General features: G+C 62.1%; 27 protein-coding genes and 1 riboswitch. Of the genes, 13 read left to right on the plus strand and 14 right to left on the minus strand.

Annotated elements, in window-relative coordinates; translation table 11 throughout:
• Positions 1 to 30 precede the first annotated feature (30 nt).
• Entirely contained in the window at positions 31 to 549 is a 519-nt protein-coding gene (locus tag J3B00_RS06390; RefSeq protein WP_209865665.1) for an acyloxyacyl hydrolase, read from the plus strand.
• 277 nt (positions 550 to 826) lie between these two features.
• Here the strand turns inward: J3B00_RS06390 and J3B00_RS06395 are convergent, their stop codons facing one another.
• The 5 genes from J3B00_RS06395 to J3B00_RS06415 all read right to left on the minus strand — a co-directional run bounded on the left by J3B00_RS06395 (position 827) and on the right by J3B00_RS06415 (position 5,896).
• Positions 827 to 1,525, minus strand: a complete 699-nt coding sequence (locus J3B00_RS06395) for an SDR family NAD(P)-dependent oxidoreductase (RefSeq protein WP_209865668.1) — start codon at positions 1,523 to 1,525, stop codon at positions 827 to 829.
• A complete protein-coding gene (gene phrB, locus J3B00_RS06400) occupies positions 1,477 to 2,964 on the minus strand; it encodes a deoxyribodipyrimidine photo-lyase (RefSeq protein WP_209865671.1) in 1,488 nt (495 codons plus the stop codon). The genes J3B00_RS06395 and phrB overlap by 49 nt, the downstream gene beginning before the upstream one ends.
• A gap of 28 nt (positions 2,965 to 2,992) precedes the next feature.
• Positions 2,993 to 3,853, minus strand: coding sequence for a MerR family transcriptional regulator (locus J3B00_RS06405; protein WP_209865674.1), 861 nt, complete (start codon positions 3,851 to 3,853; stop codon positions 2,993 to 2,995).
• The gene (locus tag J3B00_RS06410; protein WP_209865676.1) at positions 3,843 to 4,802 is read right to left on the minus strand and encodes a DUF523 and DUF1722 domain-containing protein; all 960 of its coding nucleotides are present in this window, start codon (positions 4,800 to 4,802) and stop codon (positions 3,843 to 3,845) included. The genes J3B00_RS06405 and J3B00_RS06410 overlap by 11 nt, the downstream gene beginning before the upstream one ends.
• A 107-nt stretch (positions 4,803 to 4,909) precedes the next feature.
• A complete protein-coding gene (locus J3B00_RS06415; RefSeq protein ID WP_209865678.1) occupies positions 4,910 to 5,896 on the minus strand; it encodes an NAD(P)/FAD-dependent oxidoreductase in 987 nt (328 codons plus the stop codon).
• 188 nt (positions 5,897 to 6,084) lie between these two features.
• On the opposite strand from J3B00_RS06415, the gene J3B00_RS06420 reads away from it, so the two are divergent.
• On the plus strand, positions 6,085 to 6,990 hold the full coding sequence (locus J3B00_RS06420) for a TIGR01777 family oxidoreductase (RefSeq protein WP_209865680.1): 906 nt from the start codon (positions 6,085 to 6,087) through the stop codon (positions 6,988 to 6,990).
• A 13-nt stretch (positions 6,991 to 7,003) separates the two neighbouring features.
• Complete coding sequence (hemH, locus tag J3B00_RS06425; protein ID WP_209865685.1) at positions 7,004 to 8,017, plus strand: ferrochelatase; 1,014 nt, start codon at positions 7,004 to 7,006, stop codon at positions 8,015 to 8,017.
• A gap of 123 nt (positions 8,018 to 8,140) precedes the next feature.
• On the opposite strand, the gene J3B00_RS06430 is transcribed toward hemH, so the two are convergent.
• Together J3B00_RS06430 and upp are read right to left on the minus strand one after the other, a co-directional pair.
• Positions 8,141 to 9,415: a uracil-xanthine permease family protein gene (locus J3B00_RS06430; RefSeq protein ID WP_119145749.1), complete on the minus strand. Its 1,275-nt coding sequence runs from the start codon at positions 9,413 to 9,415 to the stop codon at positions 8,141 to 8,143.
• A 2-nt stretch (positions 9,416 to 9,417) separates the two neighbouring features.
• The gene (gene upp, locus J3B00_RS06435; protein WP_209865688.1) at positions 9,418 to 10,056 is read right to left on the minus strand and encodes a uracil phosphoribosyltransferase; all 639 of its coding nucleotides are present in this window, start codon (positions 10,054 to 10,056) and stop codon (positions 9,418 to 9,420) included.
• Between the two features lie 166 nt (positions 10,057 to 10,222).
• Here upp and J3B00_RS06440 point away from each other — a divergent pair, with 166 nt between their 5' ends.
• From J3B00_RS06440 to J3B00_RS06450, 3 genes are all read left to right on the plus strand, one after another.
• A complete protein-coding gene (locus J3B00_RS06440) occupies positions 10,223 to 10,780 on the plus strand; it encodes a hypoxanthine-guanine phosphoribosyltransferase (protein ID WP_209865691.1) in 558 nt (185 codons plus the stop codon).
• A gap of 115 nt (positions 10,781 to 10,895) precedes the next feature.
• A complete protein-coding gene (locus J3B00_RS06445; RefSeq protein WP_209865696.1) occupies positions 10,896 to 11,366 on the plus strand; it encodes a hypothetical protein in 471 nt (156 codons plus the stop codon).
• Between the two features lie 68 nt (positions 11,367 to 11,434).
• Entirely contained in the window at positions 11,435 to 11,725 is a 291-nt protein-coding gene (locus J3B00_RS06450; protein WP_209865699.1) for a PA4642 family protein, read from the plus strand.
• 100 nt (positions 11,726 to 11,825) lie between these two features.
• On the opposite strand, the gene mqo is transcribed toward J3B00_RS06450, so the two are convergent.
• Positions 11,826 to 13,331 carry a malate dehydrogenase (quinone) gene (gene mqo / locus J3B00_RS06455; protein ID WP_209865701.1) on the minus strand — a complete coding sequence of 502 codons (1,506 nt, stop codon included), beginning with the start codon at positions 13,329 to 13,331 and terminating at the stop codon, positions 11,826 to 11,828.
• Positions 13,332 to 13,936: 605 nt separating this feature from the next.
• Positions 13,937 to 14,170: a hypothetical protein gene (locus J3B00_RS06460; protein WP_209865704.1), complete on the minus strand. Its 234-nt coding sequence runs from the start codon at positions 14,168 to 14,170 to the stop codon at positions 13,937 to 13,939.
• 138 nt (positions 14,171 to 14,308) lie between these two features.
• On the opposite strand from J3B00_RS06460, the gene J3B00_RS06465 reads away from it, so the two are divergent.
• Positions 14,309 to 14,893: a YajG family lipoprotein gene (locus J3B00_RS06465; RefSeq protein WP_209865707.1), complete on the plus strand. Its 585-nt coding sequence runs from the start codon at positions 14,309 to 14,311 to the stop codon at positions 14,891 to 14,893.
• Positions 14,894 to 16,331: 1,438 nt separating this feature from the next.
• Here J3B00_RS06465 and J3B00_RS06470 read toward each other — a convergent pair.
• Entirely contained in the window at positions 16,332 to 16,538 is a 207-nt protein-coding gene (locus tag J3B00_RS06470; RefSeq protein WP_209865710.1) for a hypothetical protein, read from the minus strand.
• 158 nt (positions 16,539 to 16,696) lie between these two features.
• Here J3B00_RS06470 and J3B00_RS06475 point away from each other — a divergent pair, with 158 nt between their 5' ends.
• Complete coding sequence (locus J3B00_RS06475) at positions 16,697 to 16,957, plus strand: hypothetical protein (protein ID WP_209865712.1); 261 nt, start codon at positions 16,697 to 16,699, stop codon at positions 16,955 to 16,957.
• Between the two features lie 68 nt (positions 16,958 to 17,025).
• On the opposite strand, the gene J3B00_RS06480 is transcribed toward J3B00_RS06475, so the two are convergent.
• Positions 17,026 to 18,195: a 1-acyl-sn-glycerol-3-phosphate acyltransferase gene (locus J3B00_RS06480; protein ID WP_209865715.1), complete on the minus strand. Its 1,170-nt coding sequence runs from the start codon at positions 18,193 to 18,195 to the stop codon at positions 17,026 to 17,028.
• A 121-nt stretch (positions 18,196 to 18,316) separates the two neighbouring features.
• Between J3B00_RS06480 and J3B00_RS06485 the strand changes: the two genes are divergently transcribed.
• From J3B00_RS06485 to J3B00_RS06500, 4 genes are all read left to right on the plus strand, one after another.
• Positions 18,317 to 18,502 (plus strand): CPXCG motif-containing cysteine-rich protein, encoded by a 186-nt coding sequence (locus J3B00_RS06485; RefSeq protein WP_209865718.1) that lies wholly within the window; start codon positions 18,317 to 18,319, stop codon positions 18,500 to 18,502.
• Positions 18,502 to 18,762 carry a DUF2007 domain-containing protein gene (locus tag J3B00_RS06490; RefSeq protein WP_209865721.1) on the plus strand — a complete coding sequence of 87 codons (261 nt, stop codon included), beginning with the start codon at positions 18,502 to 18,504 and terminating at the stop codon, positions 18,760 to 18,762. Before J3B00_RS06485 ends, J3B00_RS06490 begins: the two co-directional genes overlap by 1 nt.
• A gap of 13 nt (positions 18,763 to 18,775) precedes the next feature.
• Positions 18,776 to 19,396, plus strand: coding sequence for an SOS response-associated peptidase (locus J3B00_RS06495; protein ID WP_209865724.1), 621 nt, complete (start codon positions 18,776 to 18,778; stop codon positions 19,394 to 19,396).
• A gap of 183 nt (positions 19,397 to 19,579) precedes the next feature.
• The gene (locus J3B00_RS06500; protein ID WP_209865727.1) at positions 19,580 to 20,395 is read left to right on the plus strand and encodes a M48 family metallopeptidase; all 816 of its coding nucleotides are present in this window, start codon (positions 19,580 to 19,582) and stop codon (positions 20,393 to 20,395) included.
• An 80-nt stretch (positions 20,396 to 20,475) separates the two neighbouring features.
• Here J3B00_RS06500 and J3B00_RS06505 read toward each other — a convergent pair whose 3' ends face one another.
• The 3 genes from J3B00_RS06505 to J3B00_RS06515 all read right to left on the minus strand — a co-directional run bounded on the left by J3B00_RS06505 (position 20,476) and on the right by J3B00_RS06515 (position 23,327).
• Complete coding sequence (locus J3B00_RS06505) at positions 20,476 to 21,057, minus strand: TMEM165/GDT1 family protein (protein ID WP_209874631.1); 582 nt, start codon at positions 21,055 to 21,057, stop codon at positions 20,476 to 20,478.
• 99 nt (positions 21,058 to 21,156) lie between these two features.
• Positions 21,157 to 21,270, minus strand: a riboswitch (yybP-ykoY riboswitch).
• 41 nt (positions 21,271 to 21,311) lie between these two features.
• The gene (locus tag J3B00_RS06510) at positions 21,312 to 22,310 is read right to left on the minus strand and encodes a class I SAM-dependent methyltransferase (RefSeq protein WP_209865729.1); all 999 of its coding nucleotides are present in this window, start codon (positions 22,308 to 22,310) and stop codon (positions 21,312 to 21,314) included.
• Between the two features lie 51 nt (positions 22,311 to 22,361).
• Positions 22,362 to 23,327 (minus strand): 2-hydroxyacid dehydrogenase, encoded by a 966-nt coding sequence (locus tag J3B00_RS06515; RefSeq protein WP_209865732.1) that lies wholly within the window; start codon positions 23,325 to 23,327, stop codon positions 22,362 to 22,364.
• 198 nt (positions 23,328 to 23,525) lie between these two features.
• Here J3B00_RS06515 and J3B00_RS06520 point away from each other — a divergent pair, with 198 nt between their 5' ends.
• Positions 23,526 to 25,208 carry a fatty acid--CoA ligase gene (locus tag J3B00_RS06520; RefSeq protein ID WP_209865735.1) on the plus strand — a complete coding sequence of 561 codons (1,683 nt, stop codon included), beginning with the start codon at positions 23,526 to 23,528 and terminating at the stop codon, positions 25,206 to 25,208.
• The last annotated feature ends 41 nt before the right edge of the window (positions 25,209 to 25,249 follow it).

A 25,249-nucleotide genomic window follows, 5' to 3' on the forward strand; every position in this document is an offset into this window, starting at 1 on the left:
ACAACAGCATTAGGAAAAAGGACGTTTCTCATGAAGAAACTGCTTGGCTTGGTGGCGGCTGCCGCCTTATCCGTGGGGCAACTCAGTGCGGCGCACGCGGCAGATGTTTCGTTATCCGTGGGGCAGACCGGTGACTCCACCATGGTCTACCGGCTGGGTCTGCAATCGAATTGGGATGCCAGTTGGTGGCAGACCAGTGTCGGCCGTCTCACCGGTTACTGGGATGGCGCCTACACCTACTGGGATGGAGATCAGACCGCGAGCAATCACAGCTTGTCGTTTGCACCGGTGTTCGTCTATGAGTTTGCCGGGGACTCGGTCAAACCCTATATCGAAGCGGGTATCGGCGTTGCTGCGTTCTCCAGTACCGAGCTTGAGAGCAATGAGCTGGGCTCGTCGTTCCAGTTCGAGGACCGCATCGGCTTCGGCCTGCGCTTTGCCGGCGGGCATGAGCTAGGCGTACGGGCTATCCACTATTCCAATGCGGGCATCAAGCAGCCTAATGACGGTGTAGAGAGCTACTCCCTGCATTACCGCATGGCGCTTTGAGGCGATCGCCGCTGATACCAGCCTTCACAGTGCTGTGAAGTTACTGTTGGCTTGAGCCTGCTGGGGCCGCTTTGCGGCCCTTTCCGACCGGTCCGGTGTCCCGGCGAGGCCGCTCCCGCAAGTACTTCGCGTCTGCCTTGAATGCGGCGCATACCCTGTAGGAGCGGGCTTGTCCCGCGAAACCGGCGAAGCCGGTGCCATCCCCCACGGTGGCTGGGCTGGCCTCTTCGCGGGCCAAGTCGGATCGCCGCACCGCTTGAACGCAGGGTCTGCTGGCTCAGCGTGGCAGCGGCCAGAGGCTGTTCAGGCTCAAGGCCTCCAGCACCAGCTCCGGTTCGCGTTGGGCCAAGCTGCTCAGCAGTTCATGGGCGGCACTCTGCGGCGTCCACGGTTCAGGTATCGCCTGGGCCAGCGTGACCGGCGCTTTCAGTGACTGCGGCGCCACCAGCGTCAGATCGATACCTAGCGCCTGTAGCACCGGACGCTGCTCGCGGAACCAGTGCGGTGGGCTGTTGGCCCCACTCAAAGGCTGGTTCGGCTCATGCAACTGCATCGCCGAATGCCGACTGAGGATCGCCAGCACCTGCGGCATGTTGCCCTCGGCCAGCAACGGCAACGCCGCAGCGAGGCAGTGCGCGCTGGCCTGCAGGTTGCTGGTGACAATCGCTTGGAACACGTCTGTGGCGGGCACGTCGTCTGCCAGGTAATCGCAGGTGCCGGCATTGATGATCAAACCGTCCAGCCCGGCCCAGGCAGCCTGCAGTTGCTCGGCGGCCACGGCTGCCTGATTCTGCTCATTCAGCCGCCACGCCAGGCGTAGCAAGCGCTCGCCATGCTGATGGGCCAATTGCGCGAGTTGTGGGCTGTCCCTGCCACTGGCAGCCACTTGGTGGCCCTGTTCGAGTAATCCGGCCACGAGCGCAAGACCTAATCCATTGGTCGCTCCTGTGATCCAGAACCTACGTGAGTTTTGCAAGGTGCATCCTTCTGCTCCTGCCAGTCGGACAGCCCTTTGAAGGCTGCCAAGGCGCGCTGGCGACTACGTGCGAGATCGACGATCGGGCTCGGGTATGAATATGTAGCAAAAAGATCGGCAGATTTCACCGGTAGATGAATAGATTTTTCATCAAGCGCCTTCAATTCCGGTAACCAATGACGAATGAAGCGACCCTTGGGGTCAAAGCGCTGTGACTGCGTGACGGGGTTAAATATCCTGAAATAGGGCACTGAATCGGTTCCGGTAGAGGCACTCCATTGCCAGCCGCCGTTATTGGCAGCCAGATCACCGTCGATCAGATGCCGCATGAAGTGCCGCTCGCCGAGACGCCAGTCGATCAATAGATTCTTGCTCAGGAACATCGCAACGATCATCCGCAGGCGATTATGCATCCAGCCGGTTTCGAGCAGCTGGCGCATGGCGGCATCGATCAGGGGGAAGCCGGTGCGGCCTTCTTGCCAGGCTTTGAAGTCCTGCGGTGCGTCGCGCCAGGGCAGGGCATCGGTGTGTGCACGGAACGGGCGATGGCGGGACACCTGTGGATAACCCACCAGAATGTGCTTGTAGAACTCGCGCCAGAGCAGCTCGTTGATCCAGGTCTGAACGCCGACGCTGCCGCTGTCGAACTCGCCGCGGTTGGCCGACAGTGCAGCGTGCAGGCACTGACGCGGGGAGATCACCCCGGCAGCCAGGTAAGCCGAAAGCTGGCTGGTACCGGGCTCGGCCGGCAGGTCGCGTAATTGCAGGTAGTCGTCGATCGCATCATCGATGAAAACAGCCAGCCGCCGCTGTGCCTCGGCTTCGCCTGCGGGCCAGTGGTCACGCAAGGCGCGTGGTGGTTGCTCGAAACCGTCGATGCGCTGAGGAATGGGGTCGCTGGCAATGGGCTGCGCCGCCTGCGCTTTGACCTTGGGCGCCAAGCCCGGCAAACCGTGGTGCAGCCGATCGAGGCAGGCGCGCTTGAATTGGCCGAACACCTGGAAGTACTGGCCACTGCGTGTCAGCACGCTACCCGGCGGCAGCAACAGCTGGTCGAGGTAGCTATGGGTGCTGATCGAGGATTGCTCAAGCAGGGCAACGGTCGCGTCATCACGGCGCTGTTCGTTGATGCCGTATTCCTCGTTCCAGTGCACCGCCTGGACCTGATGCGTGCGGCAGACCTCCAGCAGTACCTGCGGCACGTCGTGCCAAGTGTCTGTTTCGCGGATCAGCAACGGTATGTTCAGCTGCTCCAGTGACTGGCGCAGCTCGCGCAGGTTGCGCAGCCAGAAGTCGACTTTGCACGGCGCATCGTCATGGCTCAGCCATTGTCCCGGGCTGGCGATCCAGATGGCCAGGGTCGGGCCACGTTCGCACGCGGCGCTCAAGGCGGTGTTGTCATCGATGCGCAGGTCGCTGCGCAGCCAGATCAATTGCATGAAGATTTCATCTCTACAGGTGTCACTGTCATTGCTGCAGAAGGCGCAAGGCAGCCTGGGGGGTATCGAACACGTACAGCTCGGCCAATCCGAAGGCGTGCAGCTGGGCTTCATGCAAGGAAACCGTCTCGCCGCCCAGCAGTTTCAACCCCGGAATGCCTTGCAGGGTGCGCTCCAGCTGCGGCGCGTCGATGCGGGGGCCCAGTTGCAGTAACAGCGCGCGTGGTTGCAGCTGGTTGACGGCGCGGATCAACTGCGCGCCGCTGACCGGCTGCTCGAGGATCTCGACCGGGTAGCCGCTGCTGGTCAGTAGCCAGGCGCAGAGCCACAGCTGGGCATCGAAGCTGCGTTCGCTGTCGACCGCCAGCAGCACGGCAGCGCCCTGCAGTTGCTGGTTATCGTGGTAGACCCGGGCACCGAGCTTGCTGCGTAGCCAGGCGTGGAAAAACGCCTGTTCCAGGCGTGCGTTGAAGTGGCTCTGCCAGCGCCGCGCAAGACTCTGCAGCAACGGCAGCAGCAGTTGCTCGCAGAGGGTGATCGCCGGATACAGCGCCATCGCCTGATTGAGCTGCTGGTCGAGGGCGCGCTGGGACAGGCTGCCGATCGCGTCGACAAGGGCGTGCTCACGGGGCTGCCAATCGCCTTTGGGGGCGTTGCTCGGTGCCCGCTCCAGCAGCTCGCGCACCTGGCCCACCGACGCACCGCGCTCCAGCCAACTGAGAATGGCCTGGACCCGCTCTACCTGTTCCAGTGGATACAAACGGTGCCCTTTTGGCGTGCGCTGAGGCTTGAGCAGGCCATAGCGACGCTCCCAGGCACGCAAGGTGACCGGGTTGACCCCGGTGCGGCGCGCCAGTTCGCCGATGGGCAGGAGAGTTTCAGACTGCATTGCGTAAACCTAGGCTCTCGGGGTGGGGCTGCAGGTAGGCCTGCTCATTCAGGTACGGGTCGGGGTGGTTGCGCAGGTGATGCTTGAGCAAGGTCAGCGGCACTACCAGTGGCACGATACCTTGCTGGTATTGACCGATCAGCTGCTGCAGTTCTGCTCGATCATCCTGGTCGAGTGCGTCGCGCAGGTAGCCGCTCAGGTGCTGCAGGACATTGCTGTGAGTACCTCGACTGGCACAACGGCGCAGTGCCTGCATCAGCTGGCTGAAGTAGCGTGGGCCGACTTCCTGCGGGTCGTCGTCCTTGCGCAGGGTGCCCAGCAGGCGACCGAGCTCGCGATAGGCCTTGGGATTGTTGGCCATCAGCATGTATTTGTAGCGCGCATGGAAGCGCATCAAGGCGCCGCGGCTGAGCCCGGCGGCAAGCTGCTGCTGCCAGTCGGCATAGGCGTACACGCGGCTGATGAAGTTTTCTCGCAGTACCGGGTCATGCAGGCGGCCTTCCTCTTCAACGGGCAGGTCGGGACGGCGCGCGCAAAAGGCGTCGGCATAGGCTCCGCGCCCCCCTTGGGCGGCCGGATAACCGTTGTCCTGATAAACCTTGACCCGCTCCAGACCGCATGACGGCGACTTCTGCATGAAGATGTAGCCGCAGACATCGCCGATCTCATGGGCCATTTGCTCACCATAGGCGCGCAGCGGGCCCGACAGGTCCATGCCGGGATTACGCGTTGCGACCACTTCGGGTCGCTGCGGGTCACCCACCAGGCGAATCGGGTCGCGCGGGATACCCAGGCCGATGGCAACCTCAGGGCACAGCGGCACCCATTCAAAATGAGCTTCAAAGGTCGAGAGGCAGAGATCGGAAGCCTTGTGGCCTGCGTTGTAGCGCACGCTGTGGCCGAGCAGGCAGGCACTGATGCCGAGGCGGGGTTTCGACGTGGCGTTCATCGCTGTCTCCAGAAAAACTTGTACAGGCATGTCGCTTATGTACAAGTCTATTCCAGCACAGCCTTAAAGTTATGCAAACCTTTATTTCTGTATAGCTTTACCGACCATCAGTCGAGATGCTCAAGCAAGCGCCTCGCGGCTTCCTGGCCACTGAGCCAGGCACCCTCGACGCGGCCAGACAGGCACCAGTCGCCGCACGCGTACAAACCCAGGTCAGCATCCGCCAGCGCGCCCCATTCATGGCTGCCGGCAGGCCGTGCATACAGCCAACGATGAGCCAGGGCAAAGGTGGGAGCAGGGATCACACAGCCGACCAGTTCGGCGAACTCGCCCCACAGCTGTTCGATGACTGCTTCCTTGGTCAGATCGATGTGCTGCTTGCTCCATTCCGAGGTGGCGTGCAGCACCCAGGTGTCGAGGTGCTCGTCGCGGCCAGGCTTGCTCCGGTTGCGTGCCAGCCAGTCGAGCGAATTACCTTGCACGAAGCAGCCTTGCATCGGCGTGTCGAGCGGGGTTTCGAAGCCCAGGGCGATGGCCCAGGTCGGCTCCATCTGCACACCTGCGGCAACCGCAGCCAGCTTCGGCGTGGCCGCCAAAAGCGGGGTGGCCTGGGGCGCGGGCACGGCAATCACCACCCGGCTGAACGGCCCGTGACTGTTGCCTTCGGTGTCCTGCAGATGCCAGTACTGCTTGCCGCGAAACACTTCGGCAATGCGGCAACCGAAATTGACCGTGACATCCTTGAGCAAGCCGCGAGTGATGGCGCTCATGCGCGGTACGCCCACCCAACGGATCTGCTCGTCCGGGGAGGGGGTCAGCACGCCCTCGCGATAGTTGTAGAGCTGCGGCTTCCATTGCTCGGCCCAACCGGAGGCGACCCAGTGCTGGACCTGTTCGACGAAGCGTCGATCACGCGCGGTAAAGTACTGCGCACCCAGATCAAGCGCGCCGGCATCGCTGCGTTTGCTGGCCATGCGGCCGCCGCTGCCGTGGCCCTTGTCGAACAAGTGAACGGTCTGCCCGGCCTTCTGTAGGGCCTGGGCTGCGGAAAGGCCGGCGATACCGGCACCGATGATGGCAATAGGTACTGTCATGATGGCCTCATTTGAACCTAGCTATAAGCAGATTACGCGGTCAGGCAAACCTGTACAATGCACAATGTTTGTATAAGGTTATTCCGCTCGATAGGTCAGCTTGGCCTATGTTTATCCGAGAGCGTTCGGTCAAAAAAGTGCCTTGATCTTAAAAATAGACCACGGCCGCCCTCTGCGAGGACACAGCCATGCATATATTGCTGACCGGCGGTACTGGCTTGATAGGCCAGCACCTTTGCCAGTTCTGGATTGGCCAAGGCCATCGCCTGACCGTCTGGAGCAGACGCGCTGAACAGGTGCCCCGATTGTGTGGTGCCAGCGTGCGCGGTATTGCCCGCTTGGAAGACCTCGATCCCGGGGAAACCGTGGATGCGGTGGTCAACCTTGCCGGTGCGCCGATTGCCGACCGGCCGTGGACGGGCGCCCGGCGCAACTTGCTGTGGGCCAGCCGAATCGCGCTGACCGAGCAGTTGCTGGCCTGGCTGGAGCAACGTCAGCAGCGCCCCGAGGTGCTGATTTCAGGCTCAGCGGTGGGCTGGTATGGCGACGGCGGCGAGCGTGAGCTGAGTGAAGCCTCGCCACCGGTGAAGGCAGATTTCGCCAGCCAGTTGTGCATCGCCTGGGAAGAAACCGCACAGCGTGCGCAGGCCCTTGGCATCCGTGTGGTTTTGCTGCGCACCGGCTTGGTACTCGCCAGCGATGGCGGCTTCCTGGCGCGCTTGCGCCTGCCGTTCAAGCTGGGCCTGGGTGGGCCTCTGGGCAACGGCCGACAATGGATGCCCTGGGTCCATATAGAGGATGAGGTCGCCTTGATAGATTTTCTCGTGCATCACACTGACGCCAGCGGTCCCTATAATGCCTGCGCGCCGGAGCCGGTGCGCAACCGCGAGTTCGCCAAGCGCCTGGGCAAGACGCTGCATCGCCCGGCCCTGCTACCGGTGCCGGCCTTGTTGCTCAGGGCCGGGCTCGGCGAGCTGTCGGTCCTGCTCCTGGGTGGGCAGCGTGCCCGCCCGGTACGGCTGCTGGCTGCGGGCTTCACGTTCCGCTTCAACGATCTGCAATCGGCGCTGGACGACCTGTCCAGCCGCCTCTGACATAGGACGCTGCATGACCGATCATGCCCTGCTGCTGGTCAACCTGGGTTCGCCAGCCTCCACTTCGGTGGCCGATGTGCGCCGTTACCTCAATCAGTTCCTCATGGACCCCTACGTGATCGATCTGCCGTGGCCGGTACGCCGCTTGCTGGTGTCGCTGATCCTGATCAAGCGCCCCGAGCAGTCGGCCCACGCCTATGCCTCGATCTGGTGGGATGAAGGTTCGCCACTGGTGGTATTGACCCGCCGTCTGCAGGCGGCGATGGTCGAGCACTGGCCGCATGGCCCGGTGGAAATGGCCATGCGCTATGGCCAGCCGGCATTACCTGATGTGCTGGACCGTCTGGCCGCACAAGGGGTGCGCAAGGTGACCCTGGCGCCACTGTATCCGCAGTTTGCCGATAGCACGGTGACCACCGTGATCGAACAGGCGCGACAGACCATCAGCGAGCGCCAGTTGCCGCTGCAGATGCGCGTACTGCAGCCGTTCTATGACCAGCCGAGGTACATCGATGCCTTGGTGGCCAGCGCCCGGCCGCACCTGCAGCAGGACTACGATCACCTGCTGCTGAGTTTCCATGGTTTGCCCGAGCGCCATCTGAAAAAGCTCGACCCGACCGGCAAGCACGACTTCCGGGCGGCCGATTGTTGCCTGGATGCCAGTGCCGAGATGCGCGCGGTGTGCTATCGCGGCCAGTGCATGGCCACGGCCAAGTCTTTTGCGCAGCAGATGGGCATTGCCGAAGGCAAGTGGTCGGTGTCGTTCCAGTCGCGCTTAGGCCGGGACAAGTGGATCGAGCCGTACACCGAGACGCGCCTGGACGAGTTGGCCAAGGCTGGGGTGAAAAAGCTGTTGGTGATGTGTCCGGCGTTTGTGGCCGACTGTATCGAAACGCTGGAGGAGATTGGCGACCGCGGGCGCGAGCAGTTTATCGAGGCGGGGGGCGAAGAGCTGGTGCTGGTGCCGTGTATGAATGATCACCCGGAGTGGGTGAAGGCATTGGCCGGGATGTGCGAGACCGCTTGATCTGAGGGGCCGTGCTGGCCTCTTCGCGGGTCAAGCCCGCTCCTACAGGGCTGTGTAAATTCTGTAGGAGCGGGCTTGACCCGCGAAGAGGCCAGCACGGCCCGCTCAATCCAATGCCAGCAATCAGGGCAACTGATCATCCAGCTTCTTGTTTTTCCAGCTGTCATTGCCTGGCAGAAGCAGGTTCAAGGCGATCGCCACTACAGCGCACAGCGAAATTCCTTTCAGGCCCCAGTCATCCGGGCCGTCACCGCTGCCAATCAGCACGCCGCCGATACCAAACACCAGCGTCACCGAAACGATCACCAGGTTGCGCGCTTCGCTCAGGTCTATCTTGTGGCGGATCATGGTGTTCATGCCCACCGCAGCGATCGAACCGAACAGCAGGCAGAGGATACCGCCCATCACCGGAACTGGAATGCTCTGCAGCAGCGCGCCGAACTTGCCGATGAAGGCCAGGGTGATGGCGAATACCGCCGCCCAGGTCATGATCTTCGGGTTGTAGTTCTTGGTCAGCATCACCGCGCCGGTCACTTCGGCGTAGGTGGTATTGGGCGGGCCGCCAAACAGGCCGGCAGCCGTGGTGGCCAGGCCATCACCGAGCAGGGTGCGGTGCAGGCCGGGTTTTTTCAGGTAGTCGCGACCGGTCACGCTACCCACCGCAATGACCCCACCGATGTGTTCGATCGCGGGCGCCAAGGCGACCGGAACGATGAACAGGATCGCCTGCCAGTTGAACGCGGGCGCCGTGAAGTGCGGCAGCGCAAGCCAGGGCGCCGCGGCGATCTTGGCGGTATCGACCACGCCAAAGGCGAACGACAGGGCAAACCCTACCAGCACCCCGGAAATGATCGGCACCAGGCGGAAGATGCCCTTGCCGAACACCGCCACGATCAGCGTGGTGAGCAGGGCCGGCATGGAAATCAGCATGGCGGTCTGGTACGGGATCAGCGTCGCGCCGTCCCCGCCCTTGCCCATGGCCATATTGGCGGCAATCGGCGCCATGGCCAGGCCGATGGAAATGATCACCGGGCCAATGACCACCGGTGGCAGCATGCGATCGATAAAACCCGTGCCCTTGATCTTCACCATCAAGCCCATGAAGGTGTAGACGAAGCCTGCCGCCATTACCCCGCCCATGGTCTCGGCCAGGCCGAACTGGCCTTTGGCAAGGATGATCGGGGTAATGAAGGCGAAGCTCGAAGCGAGGAACACCGGCACCTGGCGGCCGGTCACCAGCTGGAACAGCAGGGTGCCGATACCAGCGGTGAACAGCGCCACGTTAGGGTCGAGGCCGGTGATCAGCGGCATCAATACCAGCGCGCCGAATGCCACGAAGAGCATCTGCGCGCCCGAGACGACCTGGCGCCAAAGCGGGTCGTTGAAGCCGTCCTGCATGATCAGGCGTCCTTCTGCTTGGTGCCGAAGATCTTGTCGCCGGCATCGCCCAGGCCAGGGATGATGTAGCCATGTTCATTGAGGCGCTGGTCGATCGACGCGGTGTAGATCTGGACGTCTGGGTGCGCGTTCTCGACCGTGCCAATGCCTTCTGGTGCGGCGACCAGGACCATCGCACGGATTTCCTTGCAGCCGGCTTTTTTCAGCAGGTCGATGGTGGCAACCATCGAGGCGCCAGTGGCCAGCATCGGGTCGATGATCAGCGCCAGGCGCTGGTTGATGTCCGGGGCGAGCTTTTCCAGGTAGGTGTGCGCTTCGAGGGTTTCCTCGTTACGCGCCACGCCCACGGCGCTGACCTTGGCGCCTGGGATCAGGCTGAGCACGCCGTCGAGCATGCCGATGCCCGCGCGCAGGATCGGCACTACAGTGATCTTCTTGCCGGCGATTTTCTCGACCTGGACTTTACCGCTCCAGCCGTCGATCTCGTAGGACTCCAGCGGCAGGTCCTGGGTTGCTTCGTAGGTCAGGAGCGCGCCGACTTCCTGGGCGAGTTCGCGAAAATTCTTGGTGCTGATATCGGCACGGCGCATCAGGCCGAGCTTGTGGCGGATCAGCGGATGGCGGATCTCACGAGTGGGCATAGGGGGAGGGCTCCGGAAGGCGGGCAAAAAAACCGCGCTAGATTAATCTATTCAGCCTGAGCTGTCGCTTCGTCATTGAGCACGTTAGTCCATAAACGCTTGATCTGGGACGAGGGGATGCGTACCTTTGCCCGCTTTTCCGATTCCGACCCCCTTGGAGAGCGCCATGTCCGCCGATCTCGAGCACATCCGTCAAGTCATGCGCGAGGCTGACTGCCTGTACAACGAAGCCGAGGTCGAAGCGGCCATCGCCAAGGTGGGTGCGCACATCTGCCAGGAACTTCACGACAAGAACCCGGTGGTGTTCTGCGTGATGAACGGCGGCCTGATCTTTGCCGGCAAGCTGTTGACGCACCTGCAGTTCCCGCTCGAAGCCTCGTACCTGCACGCTACCCGCTACCGCAACCAGACCAGCGGCGGTGAACTGTTCTGGAAGGCCAAGCCGGAAGTGTCGTTCATCGATCGCGACGTGCTGATCGTCGATGACATCCTCGACGAAGGCCATACCCTCAGTGCCATCATCGAGTTCTGCAAGCACGCTGGCGCCCGTGCGGTATACACCGCCGTGCTGATCGACAAGGACCACGACCGCAAGGCGAGCCCGGACCTGAAAGCCAATTTTGTTGGCCTGCCGTGTGTCGATCGTTACATCTTTGGTTATGGCATGGACTACAAAGGCTACTGGCGCAACGCCAATGGCATCTTTGCCGTAAAAGGCCTGTAACCGCATCGGCCGCTCCTACGAGATTATCGCTACACCTGTAGGAGCGGGCTTGCCCCGCGAACACCGGCATAGCCGGTGCCATGCTAGAGTGCCCCTTCATGCCAAGGAGCCTTTCATGCGTGCGTTTATCCCCCTCTTGCTGGCGGTGAGTCTGCCGCTGTCTGCGGCACCCTTGCACAGCCAGTTCCTCCCGCCTGATGACCAGTCCCTGCGCCAGGAAGTACCAACCGGCCAGCAGCTGCTGCAGGTCACCGATTATTCGGTAGTGGTCGGCACCCAGCGTCAATCCGACCAACAGCCGATCCCGATCACCGCCTCGTTGCAGATGCGTCTCAAGGGCAAGCCGCTGAGCAAGGGCGCGACCATCAGCCAGGTCCTGCTCACGTTTGATGGCGAAGCCGGCAAGAGCCTGAAAAAGCCGGTTTACGACGAGAAGACCCGCACCCTCGCCCTGAACTATCCGATGGCCGATTACCGGGTGATCATGGACCTGCTGCGCAACGAGACCCTCTATGTGCAGTTTCTCAGTTACGCCAACGGCCACATCTGGGCCGACTTGCACACCGGCACTGTACGTACGCGTTGAGGGCTGTGCGCTGCGGGGGGTAAACTGCCGGCCTTTGAAATTCCGTGATGGCCCAGTTGGAGTCGGCAATGCGTAAAGACAAGAAGCAAGTGATTGGTGACGAGATCAGCGACGACTACATCAAGTCGTTCCTTCAGTATGACCCGGCCGATGGCGTGACCTCGCCGTCGCTGCACAAGCTGGTCAAGGCCTACCGTGGCCTGCGCATTGACGACTTCGAGCGTTTTGTCGGTTTCTTCGTCGAGGCTGGCTACGACCTGGATGGCAAGGATGAACACGGGCAGACGTTTGCCCAGCAGATCGGCGATCAGCGCCAGGCGCCTGAGTACATCGAGATCATCGACAAGGCCCGTGGTTGATCGCTTCACAGCCTGCAGGCGCCGGTTAGACTCGCGCACAGGCCGCGCCTGACGCAGCCAAAAAAAAACGCCCCGAGGGGCGTTTTTTGTTTCAGCTGACTCAGGCGTAATGCTGAGCCGGGCTGCTTTCGACCATTTCCAGCGCCTCGTCGTTGTAGTCGCTGATCTTGCGATACAGCGCTGCATCGGTGGCCAGGACCTTCTCGCGAGCGGGGAAGATTTCCTTGAGCTTGGCAGCCCAGGCACCCTTGGTCTGCTCGGGGAAGCAGCGTTCGATCAGCTCGAGCATGATCGAAACCGTCACCGAGGCACCCGGCGAGGCACCCAGCAGGGCCGCCAGGCTGCCGTCTGCGGCCGATACCAATTCGGTACCGAACTGCAAGATGCCGCCCTTCTTCGGGTCCTTCTTGATGATCTGCACGCGCTGACCGGCCACTTCCAGGCGCCAGTCCTCAGCCTTGGCTTCGGGGTAGAAGCGGCGCAGGGAATCCAGGCGCTGCTCCATCGACTGCATCACTTCGCTGACCAGGTACTTGGTCAGGTCCATGTTGTCGCGGGCTACGGCCAGCATCGGGCCGATGTTGCCCATGCGTACCGACAGCGGCAGGTCGAAGAACGAACCATGCTTGAGGAACTTGGTAGTGAACCCAGCGTACGGCCCGAACAGCAGCGATTTCTTGCCATCGACCACGCGGGTATCCAGGTGCGGCACGGACATCGGTGGGGCGCCGACAGCGGCCTGGCTGTAAACCTTGGCCTGGTGCTGCTTGACGATCTCCGGGTTGTCGCAACGCAGCCATTGGCCGCTGACCGGGAAGCCACCGAAGCCTTTGCTTTCGGGGATGCCGGAGGCCTGCAGCAGGGGCAGGGCGGCACCACCAGCGCCAAGGAAGACGAAGCGGGCGTCGACTTCACGGCTGCCGCCGCTGTTGACGTCCTTGATGCTGACCGTCCAGCCGCTGCCGTTGCGGCGCAGGCCGACGACTTTCTTGCTGTACTTGACCTGCGTTTGCGGGGTATTGCCCAGCAGCTTCAGCAGTTTGTTGGTGAGGGCGCCGAAGTTGACATCGGTGCCTTTCATCACGCGGGTTGCAGCAATCTGCTGGTCGGCCGGACGGCCGGGCATCATCAGCGGCATCCACTCGTTCATCACCGCCTTGTCTTCGGTGTACTCCATCTCGGCGAAGGCGTGATGCTGCTTGAGCAGCTCGAAACGCTTCTTGAGGAAGGACACACCTTTGTCACCTTCGACGTAGCTCAGGTGCGGCACGGGGTTGATGTATGCACGTGGCGAGCCGAGGCCGCCTTTCTTGCTCAGGTACGCCCAGAACTGGCGCGAAACCTCGAACTGAGTGTTGATGTGCACGGCCTTCTTGATGTCGATGCTGCCATCGGCGGCCTGGGGCGTGTAGTTCAGCTCGCACAGGCCAGCGTGGCCGGTACCAGCGTTGTTCCAGGGGTTGGAGCTTTCCGCAGCCCCGGAGTCCATCGCTTCGACGACCTCCAGCTTGAGGGTCGGGTCGAGCTCTTTGAGCAGTACGGCCAGGGTGGCACTCATGATGCCCGCGCCTACCAGTACTACATCAACCGATTCGTTCTGCGCCATTAACGCGTCTCCACAATCTACAGCACCTAATTGACAGCATAGGATCTCTGGGGTTGCCAGGATCGCCATGGCCGACTCTTCGCAGTTCTTGCAACTTCCGCGGACACCGCCAATCAGTCTCAGGGTTCGTCTATTGAACGCTGTTTGCCGCGGGTGCGGCAATTCGACTTATGGTCAAGGTGCCCGACGTGCGTTATGGACCGGCCTCAGTGACTCATCGAGGATGAGCGCAATTGCCGGCCATTAGGGGCCGTTCGGGACACATCTGCTGCTTTTGCACATGCCAGACTGTTCATTTTGCTCGCCACACTCTTGTGAAGTTGTGAAAACCCGTTTTTTCACGCTCTTTTGGAGACGTGAACCTCAAAAAGGGACTGCGCGATGGCAACCCACAGGTTCATGCAAAGCAGAAGGCCAGAAAAAGCAGGCACGACAGCCGATGCAAGACCTGAAGTGGAAGGCTCTCTGTGGGCGAGGCGGTGAAGGTGCCGGGGTCAAGCGGCAGGTGCGGGGCCCGATCAGGAGACGTCCTTATAATCGGGGGGAGATTATAGCGATGTCGCGGGCAGAAAGGTCGTTATTCGGAGTTTTTATTGCAGCGTTTGTCAGGCTGGCAGGCTGCGCTGCTGCCAACGGCGGGTTGCACGGGCGCAAACTCGGGCGCTGGAAGGCAGTGGCTGGCCCAGCCAGCCGAGGTAGGCTTCGCTGACCTGAACCCAGCCGCTGCCGCCTGGAGGCTGTGCGCAGTGCTTGAAGGCCAGGCATTTGCCGTCGTAATCGAGACGGGCATAAGTACGCGGGCGTGAGCGTTGCCAGAGCAGGTTCCAGAGCGAGCGCATAGTAGTGATGTCCTGTTTCGAGTGGGCTGGCGCAAGCATAACGGTCAGCTCATGAAACCTGTGTGACAGCCACTTGCCGCTTGGGGCTTGGGGCTAGTTATACTGTGGGACTTAGACGCATTTTCTGGAGAAACGCGCATGTTGCAACGTCTGCTGTTCGGTTTGATCGCGGTGGCCAGCCTGAGCCTGGTCGGTTGTGCCCACAGCCCGCAACAACTCAGCCCGCAACCCAAGCTCACCGCCCAGCTCAACCCGGTCGGCCGTGGCCAGCCGGTGGTGGTCAAGGTGGTTGATGGTCGTGCTTCGCAGTCGCTTGGTACCCGCGGTGGCATGTACCCGGAGACCAGCACCATCAGCGTCACCGGCAACGATGTGCTGCCCAAGCTGCAGGCCCAGGCTGAAGCCGCAGTGCGCCTGCTTGGCTTTACGCCGACCGCCAATGCCAACAATGCGCCGCAGCTGACCGTGACCTTGGCCGAGCTGAAGTACCAGTCGCCCAAGGACAAGATGTATGTGACCGAGGCAACCATTGGTGCGACCTTCCGTGCTGACGTAGCCAATGCCAATCGTCGTTACAGTGGTCGCTATGGTGCTTCGCTGGACCAGCGTTTTGGGATGGCGCCGAATCAGGAAACCAACACCAAGCTGGTTAGTGATGTGTTGAGTGATGCGCTGACCCGCTTGTTCAAGGATCCGACCATTGGTCAGGTGCTTGGCGAGTAAGGCTGAGCTGACATTAAAAAGCCCGCTGCCTTGGGTGATCCGGCAGCGGGTTTTTTTTGGGTTTTTTACGGTGTGTCGCTGATGTTTGGGGTGGATCTGAGGGCGGGTTGTGGGCTTATCCATTTGGTGTGGTGACGCCACTGGCCCCTTCCGCCCTTACGGCCATCCCTTTCAAGGTGCTCTGAAATTGCGCTTGGCGTGAGCTCGCCGGGGCCGCTGCGCGCCCCTGGCGAGCTCAAGCCAAAGAAAAATTCAGAAAAATGCAAAGACCTTGAAAGGGATGGCCCTTACGGCGGGTCACTTTTTTTCTTGGAAAAAAGTAACCAAAAACCGCTTGCTCCATCATACGGCCCTTCGCTGCGCTACGGGTTCCCTCGCTCCGGTCTTGCTCCGGGAGGACCGCGCTGTACGGCCCATCCTGGGCCTCAGCGCTTTCCGGCCATCCATGGCCTCCACCTCCCTGCGCAAGACCTCCACTCGGCCTCCTGAAGTCGCTGTAGATCAAGAGCAAGATCAAGATCAACAGCCAGGGCAACGGGGGGCAGGCGAATCGCTGCGCTCTCGCTTTGTTTATTTACCAGCGGATTTGTGGGGTGGCTGGCAGGGCTGCGCCCTGTGATTTGCGTTGCCAGTACCGGCCTCTTCGCGGGACAAGTCCGCTCCTACAGGTATTGCGCCGAATTCAAAAATTGCGCAGATCCTGTAGCGGGCTTGCCCCGCGAAGAGGCCCGAATATCCACCACCCATGCCACTATCAAAAATAACGCCAGCCCAGACGCCGCCCGTAACTTCGCGACTTCAGGAGACCTCCACTCGGCCTCCTGAAGTCGCTGTAGATCAAGAGCAAGATCAAGATCAACAGCCAGGGCAACGGGGGGGCAGGCGAATCGCTGCGCTCTCGCTTTGTTTATTTACCAGCGGATTTGTGGTGTGGCTGGCAGGGCTGCGCCCTGCGATTTGCGTTGCCAGTACCGGCCTCTTCGCGGGGCAAGCCCGCTCCTACAGGTATTGCGCCGAATTCAAAAATTGCGCAGATCCTGTAGGAGCGGGCTTGCCCCGCGAAGAGGCCCGAATAACCACCACCCATGTCACTATCAAAAACAACGCCAGCCCAGACGCCGCCCGTAACTTCGCGACTTCAGGAGGCCGAGTGGAGGTCTTGCGCAGGGAGGTGGAGGCCATGGATGGCCGGAAAGCGCTGAGGCCCAGGATGGGCCGTACAGCGCGGTCCTCCCGGAGCAAGACCGGAGCGAGGGAACCCGTAGCGCAGCGAAGGGCCGGATGCAGGAGCAGGCGGTTTTTGGTTACTTTTTTCCAAGAAAAAAAGTGACCCGCCGTAAGGGCGGAAGGGGCCCGAAAAGCCACCACATCAAATGGATAAGCCCACAATTCCTAAGCCAAGCCAAGCCAAGCCAAGCCAACTGGCGAAACACCAGCCTCAGGCCGCCTCTATATGAAAGTCGAGCACGCTGAAGCCCGTCTGCACGTCAACCTCCGGCAGACACTCGTGTGCATGCCCACCGAGAGCGCAGTAAACCAACCACCGACGATCCTGCACATTGATCGACAAACCATCAATCAGCGCCTCTTGTTCATCGCTCTGGACAACGAGGTACAACCGGTCCTGGTTTTCGGCATGCAGCATGGCAAGCTCCCTGAGAGGAAAAGGCCGACAGCGTGGCCTGTTCTCATGACGAGCTAGTGACAGATGAAATTTAGTGACAGTTGGTCGTAAAAGACCGGCGAGCGGGGTCGGCTTGGGTAGAATGCCCGGCTTTATTGTCGCTACTGCGAGGCCATGCGATGTCGTTGCAAGTGCTCTGGGGCCTGCTGGCTGCCCACCCGGCCAAGCTGATCAATCTGTTCGCGCTGCTCATTACCTGTCCAGGCGGGCTGCTGGTGCACAGTGCGCGGCGACGTGCGGTGATAACCCGCGAAAACCTCGCGGTCGATGAAGGCCAGGTGGATGCGATTGACCGGCGCGTGCCGCGTTACTACTACATCCTCGGCTTCTCTTGCCTGGCGATGTCGCTACTGTTGTCTTGGTTCAGCACCTGGGTCTGAAGCCCCGAGCCTGCTAGGCAGGCCTTGCCCGAGCGGTTGGCAAGGGCCGCAACGCGGCCCCATCAGGATCACGCAACCGGGCTTTGCGCCTTGACCTGATACTGGTTGCGCACCGGCGTCGCGTACTGCAGCACCAGGTACGGCTGATGCTCGACCGGGCACGCATCCAGGCGCCGCTGCCATTCTTCCTTGGCCCGCGCCAGCTCTTCCCCAGGGAACAGCTTGTCCGCTGCAGGCACCTGCAGTGCAGGGTCGGCCTCGCTCCACATCGCATAGGCCAGGTAATGCACCGGGAACAGCCGGTAGCCGCCGAGAATCTGCCGGTCGATTTCCTGGGCCAATTGCTTGGTATCGTCGAAGAACTCGCTCACCGGCGCGGCGAAGTTGATGTGCACCCGGCCTTTATAGCCGGTGATGCCCTTGGCGATACTGTTGTCGTCCTCACCGGGCGCCTTGCTGTAAGTGCCGGTGGTCGCGCGGATGTACAGCTCGCGGGCCTTGGCCTGGTCGCAAGGATCGTACTCGTAGCTGATCGACACCGGGGTCAGGTTCAAGCCCTGGATCACCGCGCCGAAGGGCTCGTCCTTGCGGCTCATGTGGAACATCTTCAGGATCGCCGAATCGGTCCGGTCATCACCGTCCTTGGCGCGGCCCTCAGCCTGGGCAATCCAGATAGAAGCGCCGTCATTGCGGATCGAATGATTGATGTACGCCGAAAGCATCTGGTACGCCGCCAGCTTTTCCCGCCGCCCCGTCAGCGAGCGGTGCACGATGAAGCTCTTGTTCAGGCGCATCATGTCGCTGACAAACGGCTTCTGCAGCAGATTGTCGCCAATGGCGATGCGCGGCGTCGGCAGGCCCGCGTGGTACACCGCATAGTTGACGAAGGCCGGGTCCATCACGATGTCGCGATGGTTGGCCAGAAACAGGTACGCTGTCCCCGACTTGAGCTGCTCGACGCCAGAGTAGGTCACGCCATCGGTAGCATGTTCGATGGTCTGGTCGACGTAGTATTCGACTTTGTCCTGCAGGGTCGATACGCAGCTGACGCCGGCGAACTCCTTGCGCAGGCGACGGGCGATCAGCGGTTTCAGCAGCCAGCCGAAAGCACCGGCGGCACGCGGGAAGCGGAAGTGGGTGAGGATATCGAGGAATGCCGGGTCGCTGAGCAGGCGTGCCAGCACGGCAGGGACCTCAGCGTCGTTGTACGGTCGGATGGCATCGAATTCGCCCATCATGCTCTCTTGTTGGAAACGGCTAGGGTAATAGATAGGGGTCGGGTCCGAAAAACGGCTCGGACACGCGCAAGCCCTGTAAATAGACCGGCAATTATACGCATAAGTCACCGCGGAGGCCGCGATGCTGGAATCTGCACTCTACGATTGTCCCTACTGTGGCGAGCAGGTCGAGACCGCCATCGATCTGTCGGGTGGTGACCAGACCTATATCGAGGATTGCCAGGTCTGCTGTCGCCCGATCATCTTCATCCTGCAGGTGCATGGTGAAGAATGGATGCTGGATGTAAGACGCGAGGATGACGCCTGATGCAGCGAATCTACGAACCGGAAAACCTGCTCGAAGCCGAATTGCTGGTTGCCATGCTCGCCAGCGAAGGCGTCCGCGTGCATGTGGTGGGGCGTGACCTGGTCGGTGCGGCCGGCGAACTTCCCATGCAGGGGTTGCTCGGTCTGGCGGTGGCCGATGAACAGGCCGGGTACGCACGGCAGTTGATCGATGCGTACAATGATGCCCAGCCAGTTGCTGGCGACGAACCGGAGAGTTTCCCCGGCACCCTGATTTGCTAGGTTATTTATCGCCATGTGTGGACGCTACGCCCTGTTTCGCTGGTCCCCGGCCTTCGCTGCCTTGCCGGGCTATCCGGCTGACCAGCAGGCGCAATGGAACATCTCGCCGGGCGCATCGGTGATCATCCAGCGCCAGGTCGACGGCCAGTCACAACTGGCCCGGGCCCGCTGGGGCTTGACCCCGCCATGGCTGACCGACCTCTCCCGCACCCCCGCGCAAGCGCGTGCCGAAACGCTTGTCGAGCAACCGATGTTCCGTGAAGCGTTTCGCCAGCGCCGCTGCCTGATGCCGGCCAATGGCTTTTATGAATGGCGTGGCAGTGTGCGCAAGCGTCCCTATTGGCTGACGCCGGGGGAGGGCGCTGCGCTGTACTTTGCAGGCATCTGGGAGGCCTACCCGGTGCAGGAGCAGGTCTGGTTGAGTTGCGCGGTGGTCACCCAGGCGGCGGTCAACCAGCGTCGACCGCTGATTCTTGACGAGGCCGGGCAGGCGGCATGGCTCGATCCGGATACGCCGCTGGCGCGCCTGCAGGAGTTGCTGGCCAGCCCGCCGGCGGCGTTGCGTGAGCGGGCGTTGGCGAACTTCGTCAATGATCCACGGCTGGATGCGCCGGAGTGCCTGACCCCGGCCTGATGGGGGGACTGTGCCGGCCTTTTCGCGGGGCAAGCTGAACTCCTACAGGGAATGTGCAGACCCTTGTAGGGGCGGGCTTGCCCCGCGAAGAGGCCGGCACAGGCGTCAGAAAACTTCCCTACGGCTCTAGCGGCCCCCGCCTTCAAGCCCTAGGATACGCGGCACGTAAATAGGGAGTGTTGTATGCGTAAGTCATTAGTTGTCAGCCTGTTGAGTGCCGGCGTCCTGCTGGGTGGCTGCCAGGCGGTGAATACCACCAGTGGTGGTGCCGTGGGCGTCGAGCGCAAGCAGTACATGTTCAGCATGCTCTCGACCGATGAGGTCAACCAGATGTACGCCCAGTCGTACCAGCAGACCCTCTCCGAGGCATCGAGCAAGGGTGTTCTGGACAAGAACAGCGCCGAGGCCAAACGTGTTCAGGCCATCGCCGACCGTTTGATCGCTCAGGCCCCACAATTTCGTCCGGACTCGGCGCAGTGGAAGTGGGAAGTCAACGTCATCAAGAGTGACGAGCTCAACGCCAACTGCGGCCCTGGCGGCAAGATCATCGTATACACCGGCCTGATCGATCAGCTGAAGTTGACCGATGCCGAAATCGCGGCGGTCATGGGCCATGAGATTGCCCACGCCCTGCGCGAGCATGGCCGTGAAGCCATGTCCAAGGCCTACGGTGTGCAGATGGCGCGTTCCGGCGCTGGCGCCTTGTTCGGCTTGGGTGAAGGCAGCATGGCCATGGCCGATACGGTCGTGAACTATGCCATGACCCTGCCCAACAGCCGCGCCAATGAAAACGAGGCCGACCTGATTGGCCTGGAGCTGTCGGCGCGTGCCGGCTATGACCCGAATGCCGCGATCACCCTGTGGAACAAGATGACCAAAGCCTCTGAAGGCGCTCCGCCTGAATTCATGAGCACTCACCCGGCGTCGAGCAGCCGCATTGCGTCGCTGCAGGCTGCTATTCCCAAGGTGATGCCGCTGTATCAGGCTGCCAAGAAGTAGTCGAGCTGCACGCTCCAAGCTGAGCAGCCTGCGAACGCGGCTGCTTTTTCTTGTGGCTTGAAGCTTGCCGCTTTGAGCTATCAGCCTACCCAGCCACTGCTCTTCATCGCCGAATACACCGCGACGATCGCCAGGACCACGAACGCAGCTGCAGCCAGGCGGCGGATCAGCGTAAGCGGCAGTTTGTCCGCGGCGAAGTTACCCGCCAATACGACCGGCACGTTGGCGATCAGCATGCCCAGCGTGGTGCCGATGATGACCATGATCAGGTGCGGATACTGCGCGGCCAGCATGACCGTGGCTACCTGAGTCTTGTCGCCGATTTCTGCCAGGAAGAACGCGATCAGAGTGGTCAGGAACGGACCGAAGCGGCGCGCGGTGCTCTCGTCGTCATCCATCTTGTCCGGCACCAGTGTCCACAACGCTGTGGCGGTAAAGCTTGCGGCAAGGATCCAGTGCAGGACCGTTTCGCTGAAAAACCCACTCACCCAGGCTCCGACTGCACCGGCTGCGGCATGGTTGGCCAGGGTGGCGGCGACGATGCCGGCGATGATTGGCCAAGGCTTGCGAAAGCGAGCGGCGAGGATGAGCGCGAGTAATTGCGTCTTGTCGCCAATTTCGGCGAGGGCGACGATTGCGGTGGGGACTAACAAGGATTCCAGCATCAGGCTACCTACGGGGGCGGGTCGACACGGCTATGACACGTACAGCCTTCCCGCCCCGGGTAAGGTGTGCGTGTCATAGGTCTTGTCAAACCCTGGATCCGTCTGCTGCGGACCGTAGGTCGTACGCGCCATGGTCTGAGGACCAAGTATGTTGACGCGTACCGGGCAAGCGAGGGTGCTTGCGGGAGACTACTCCCCTAGGACGGAGCGGATTCTGCCTAGGCGAATTGGTTTCGGCAAGCCCTATTTTGTTAACCGCGTTTTGCCTGATAGATGCGAAAGCCTTGTTCCTCGATGAGCGTTCGGCAGTTGCCCAGCGCTGCCTGGATGTACGGCTGATAGCGCAGGAAGGTGTTCGCAACCAGCCGTAGTTCGCCACCCGATCGCAGATGTTCGGCTGATTTTTTCAGCAGGTTTTCCGAGGCCTGATAGTTGGTGTGCACCCCGCTGTGGAACGGCGGATTGCTCAATATCACGTTCAGCTCGCGTGGCGCGGCATCGATCCCGTCACCACTGATGACCTCCGCTTCCAGGCCATTGGCTGCCAGGGTCAGGCGGCTGCTGGCGACCGCAAAGGCATCGACGTCGAGCAGCGTGACCTGGCTCTGCGGGTAGCGACGCTTGATGATCGAGCCGATCACCCCGGCGCCGCAGCCGAAGTCCAGAACGTGACCGCTTTGCAGGCCGTCGAGGTGTTCCAGCAACAGCGCCGTACCACGGTCCAGACGGCCGTGACTGAAGACCCCGGGCAGGCTGACAATGTGCAGCGGGCCGTCGGCCAGCGGCAGATCGAAGCGCTCTGCCAGGCTTTCCAGCGGCGTGGCGTCGGGGGCGTTGTCGATGGTCACCTGCCACAGCTGGCAGTGGCGTGCGCTGTCGAGCTTGCGCGGTTTGCCGAAGGCCTGCAGCTGCTTGGCCGCACCCTCGATGCCTCCGCGTTTTTCACCCACCAGGTACAGCTCGCGCCCGGCCAGGCGCGAAGCCAGCGCATTGAGCAGGTAGGCGGCCAGGTCGCGTGACTTGGGCAAGAACAGCACTGCCGCATCGAAGGCCACCTCAGGCACGTTGACGCCATGTTGGCTGCGCCCGGCAAAGCGGCTCTCGAGCATGCCCTGGTCGCCCGCGTGCCAGGTCCAGCCATGGGACTGGGGCAGTTGCCCGAGCAGATCGTCGGCGGGCAGGCCGGCGAGCAGTACCGAGCCCTGGAACAGCTCCGCCTGACGGAGCAACACTTCACTGCGCGGGTCCATGGACGACGCCTCCTGAAAAAAGTCGCGCAGTGTAGCAGAGGCTGGCGCTGCTCAGCTGACCACGCGGCGCGGCTGTCCGGCAAAGAACGCCTGGGCGTTCTCGCTGAGCTGGCCGACGATGCGCTGGCGCGACTCCACCGCGCCCCAGGCGCTGTGCGGGGTGATGATCAGGCGCGGGATGTCGGCGGCCAGCAAGGGGTTGCCGTTGACCGGGGGCTCGACGCTGAGCACATCGGTGGCGGCGCCGCCGAGATGGCCACTGCGCAAGGCATCGGCCAGCGCTTGCTCATCGATCAGCCCGCCGCGGGCAGTGTTGACCACCAGGGCGCCGGGTTTGAGCAGTGCCAGTTCGCGGTGGCTGAGCATGTGTCGGGTCTGTTCGGTGAGCGGGCAGTGCAGGGTCAGTGCATCGACCTGCGGCAGCAATTCGTCCAGCGGCAGGCGTCCGGCGCGCGCCGGGCGACCCGGGATCTGCCCGCTCAGCACGCGCATGCCGAACGCCTCGGCCAGGCGCGCCACGGCCCCGCCCAGTTCGCCATGGCCGAGCAGACCGAGCGTCTTGCCCTCCAGTTCGACGATGGGGAAATCCAGCAGGCAGAACTGGCTGGCCTTGGCCCACTGCCCGGCAGCCACTGCCTGGTTGTAGTCACACAGGCGTGTGGCCAGGGCCAGCAGCAAGGCCAAGGTGTGCTGGGCCACCGACGGCGTGCCGTAGCCCTGGCAGTTGCACACGGTGATGCCTTGGGCGCGGGCGGCCTGCAGATCGACATTATTGGTGCCGGTGGCGGCGACCAGGATCAGCTTGAGTTGCGGGTTGGCGGCCAGGGTCGCGGCATCCAGCTGGACCTTGTTGCTGATCACCGCAGTCGCGCCCTGCAGCCGCTCGACCACCTGTTCGGGATGTGTCGAGGCGTACAGTTGCAGGTGGTCGAATGGGGCTTGCAAGGGCGACAGGTCGAGGTCACCGAGGTCGAGCGATTGATGATCGAGAAAGACGGCGCGGCGCGAGCTGGGCATTTGGGGCTCCGGTGGCTGGGGCAGTGTTGTGGGGTCCGCTGACAGTGGCGCAGTGTTGTAGCCAATCACCCGCTCAGTCAATGTCGCCGACGCACTCATACCTCGCCCAAGCAAATCATTCCTTCGGCTGATTTGGCTGTCACATCAGCGCTCTAGAGTAGGCGCCTGACCCCACCGTACTCGAGAAAAGGCCTACCCATGTTGCAGACCCGCATCATCAAGCCCGCCGAAGGTGCCTACCAGTTCCCGCTGCTGATCAAGCGCCTGCTGTTGTCGGGCAGCCGCTATGAGAAAACCCGCGAGATCGTCTATCGCGACCAGGTCCGGCTCACTTATCCCCAACTGCTCGAACGCATCGCGCGCTTGGCCAACGTGCTGACCGAGGCCGGCGTCAAGCCAGGCGATACCGTCGCGGTCATGGACTGGGACAGCCATCGCTACCTGGAATGCATGTTCGCCATCCCGATGATCGGCGCGGTAGTGCACACCATCAACGTGCGTCTGTCTCCCGAGCAGATCCTCTACACCATGAACCACGCTGAGGATCGCCTGGTGCTGGTCAACAGTGATTTCGTCGGGCTTTACCAGGCCATCGCCGGGCAACTGACCACGGTCGAGAAGACCTTGCTGATCACCGACGGCCCGGAAAAATCCGCCGAACTGCCCAACCTGGTTGGCGAGTACGAGCAACTGCTGGCCGCTGCCAGCGCGCATTACGACTTCCCCGATTTCGACGAGAATTCGGTGGCGACCACCTTCTACACCACCGGCACCACCGGCAACCCCAAGGGCGTGTACTTCACCCATCGCCAACTGGTCCTGCACACCCTGGCCGAGTCGTCGGTGCTGGGCAGCATCGACAGCGTGCGCCTGTTGGGCAGCAACGACGTGTACATGCCGATCACGCCCATGTTCCACGTGCATGCCTGGGGCATTCCCTACGCCGCCACCATGATGGGCATGAAGCAGGTCTACCCGGGTCGCTACGAGCCCGACATGCTGGTCAAGCTGTGGCGTGAAGAGAAGGTGACCTTCTCCCACTGCGTGCCGACCATCCTGCAGATGCTGCTCAACTGCCCGACAGCGCAAGGCCAGGACTTCGGCGGCTGGAAGGTGATCATCGGCGGCAGCGCGCTCAACCGTGGCCTCTACGAGGCGGCGCTGGCGCGAGGCATTCAGCTGACGGCAGCCTATGGCATGTCCGAGACCTGCCCGCTGATCTCGGCCGCGCACATCAACGAGGAACTGCAGGCCGGCAGCGACGACGAGCGCGTCACCTACCGGATCAAGGCCGGTGTGCCGGTACCGCTGGTCGAAGCGGCGATCGTCGATGGCGAGGGCCGCTTCCTCCCCGCCGATGGCGAGACCCAGGGCGAACTGGTGTTGCGCGCACCCTGGTTGTCGATGGGCTATTTCAAGGAGCCGGAGAAGAGCGAAGAGCTGTGGGCCGGCGGCTGGCTGCACACCGGCGATGTCGCCACGCTTGACGGCATGGGTTACATCGATATCCGCGACCGTATCAAGGATGTGATCAAGACCGGCGGTGAGTGGATTTCTTCGCTCGACCTCGAAGACCTGATCAGCCGCCACCCGGCCGTGCGCGAAGTGGCGGTGGTTGGCGTCGCCGACCCACAGTGGGGCGAGCGGCCGTTTGCCCTGCTGGTGATCCGCGAAGGACAGAGCCTTGATGCACGCACGCTCAAGGATCACCTCAAGCCGTTTGTCGAAGAAGGTCACATCAATAAGTGGGCCATTCCCAGCCAGATCGCCGTTGTTACTGAAATTCCCAAGACCAGTGTCGGCAAGCTGGACAAGAAGCGCATCCGTGTCGACATCGTCGAGTGGCAGGCAAGCAACAGCGCCTTCCTGTCGACCCTGTAATAATCCGTCGGGTCACCTGCGTGAGCGGCGTGACCCGCGTT

Source organism: Pseudomonas sp. BP8 (genome assembly GCF_017875955.1).
Lineage (GTDB): Bacteria > Pseudomonadota > Gammaproteobacteria > Pseudomonadales > Pseudomonadaceae > Aquipseudomonas.

Coding starts and splice junctions, on each gene's coding strand:
- J3B00_RS06390 (WP_209865665.1), top strand. CDS start 31: ATGAAGAAACTGCTTGGCTTGGTGGCGGCTGCCGCCTTATCCGTGGGG.
- phrB (WP_209865671.1), bottom strand. CDS start 2,964: ATGCAATTGATCTGGCTGCGCAGCGACCTGCGCATCGATGACAACACC.
- J3B00_RS06405 (WP_209865674.1), bottom strand. CDS start 3,853: ATGCAGTCTGAAACTCTCCTGCCCATCGGCGAACTGGCGCGCCGCACC.
- J3B00_RS06410 (WP_209865676.1), bottom strand. CDS start 4,802: ATGAACGCCACGTCGAAACCCCGCCTCGGCATCAGTGCCTGCCTGCTC.
- J3B00_RS06415 (WP_209865678.1), bottom strand. CDS start 5,896: ATGACAGTACCTATTGCCATCATCGGTGCCGGTATCGCCGGCCTTTCC.
- J3B00_RS06420 (WP_209865680.1), top strand. CDS start 6,085: ATGCATATATTGCTGACCGGCGGTACTGGCTTGATAGGCCAGCACCTT.
- hemH (WP_209865685.1), top strand. CDS start 7,004: ATGACCGATCATGCCCTGCTGCTGGTCAACCTGGGTTCGCCAGCCTCC.
- J3B00_RS06430 (WP_119145749.1), bottom strand. CDS start 9,415: ATGCAGGACGGCTTCAACGACCCGCTTTGGCGCCAGGTCGTCTCGGGC.
- upp (WP_209865688.1), bottom strand. CDS start 10,056: ATGCCCACTCGTGAGATCCGCCATCCGCTGATCCGCCACAAGCTCGGC.
- J3B00_RS06440 (WP_209865691.1), top strand. CDS start 10,223: ATGTCCGCCGATCTCGAGCACATCCGTCAAGTCATGCGCGAGGCTGAC.
- J3B00_RS06445 (WP_209865696.1), top strand. CDS start 10,896: ATGCGTGCGTTTATCCCCCTCTTGCTGGCGGTGAGTCTGCCGCTGTCT.
- J3B00_RS06450 (WP_209865699.1), top strand. CDS start 11,435: ATGCGTAAAGACAAGAAGCAAGTGATTGGTGACGAGATCAGCGACGAC.
- mqo (WP_209865701.1), bottom strand. CDS start 13,331: ATGGCGCAGAACGAATCGGTTGATGTAGTACTGGTAGGCGCGGGCATC.
- J3B00_RS06460 (WP_209865704.1), bottom strand. CDS start 14,170: ATGCGCTCGCTCTGGAACCTGCTCTGGCAACGCTCACGCCCGCGTACT.
- J3B00_RS06465 (WP_209865707.1), top strand. CDS start 14,309: ATGTTGCAACGTCTGCTGTTCGGTTTGATCGCGGTGGCCAGCCTGAGC.
- J3B00_RS06470 (WP_209865710.1), bottom strand. CDS start 16,538: ATGCTGCATGCCGAAAACCAGGACCGGTTGTACCTCGTTGTCCAGAGC.
- J3B00_RS06475 (WP_209865712.1), top strand. CDS start 16,697: ATGTCGTTGCAAGTGCTCTGGGGCCTGCTGGCTGCCCACCCGGCCAAG.
- J3B00_RS06480 (WP_209865715.1), bottom strand. CDS start 18,195: ATGATGGGCGAATTCGATGCCATCCGACCGTACAACGACGCTGAGGTC.
- J3B00_RS06485 (WP_209865718.1), top strand. CDS start 18,317: ATGCTGGAATCTGCACTCTACGATTGTCCCTACTGTGGCGAGCAGGTC.
- J3B00_RS06490 (WP_209865721.1), top strand. CDS start 18,502: ATGCAGCGAATCTACGAACCGGAAAACCTGCTCGAAGCCGAATTGCTG.
- J3B00_RS06495 (WP_209865724.1), top strand. CDS start 18,776: ATGTGTGGACGCTACGCCCTGTTTCGCTGGTCCCCGGCCTTCGCTGCC.
- J3B00_RS06500 (WP_209865727.1), top strand. CDS start 19,580: ATGCGTAAGTCATTAGTTGTCAGCCTGTTGAGTGCCGGCGTCCTGCTG.
- J3B00_RS06510 (WP_209865729.1), bottom strand. CDS start 22,310: ATGGACCCGCGCAGTGAAGTGTTGCTCCGTCAGGCGGAGCTGTTCCAG.
- J3B00_RS06515 (WP_209865732.1), bottom strand. CDS start 23,327: ATGCCCAGCTCGCGCCGCGCCGTCTTTCTCGATCATCAATCGCTCGAC.
- J3B00_RS06520 (WP_209865735.1), top strand. CDS start 23,526: ATGTTGCAGACCCGCATCATCAAGCCCGCCGAAGGTGCCTACCAGTTC.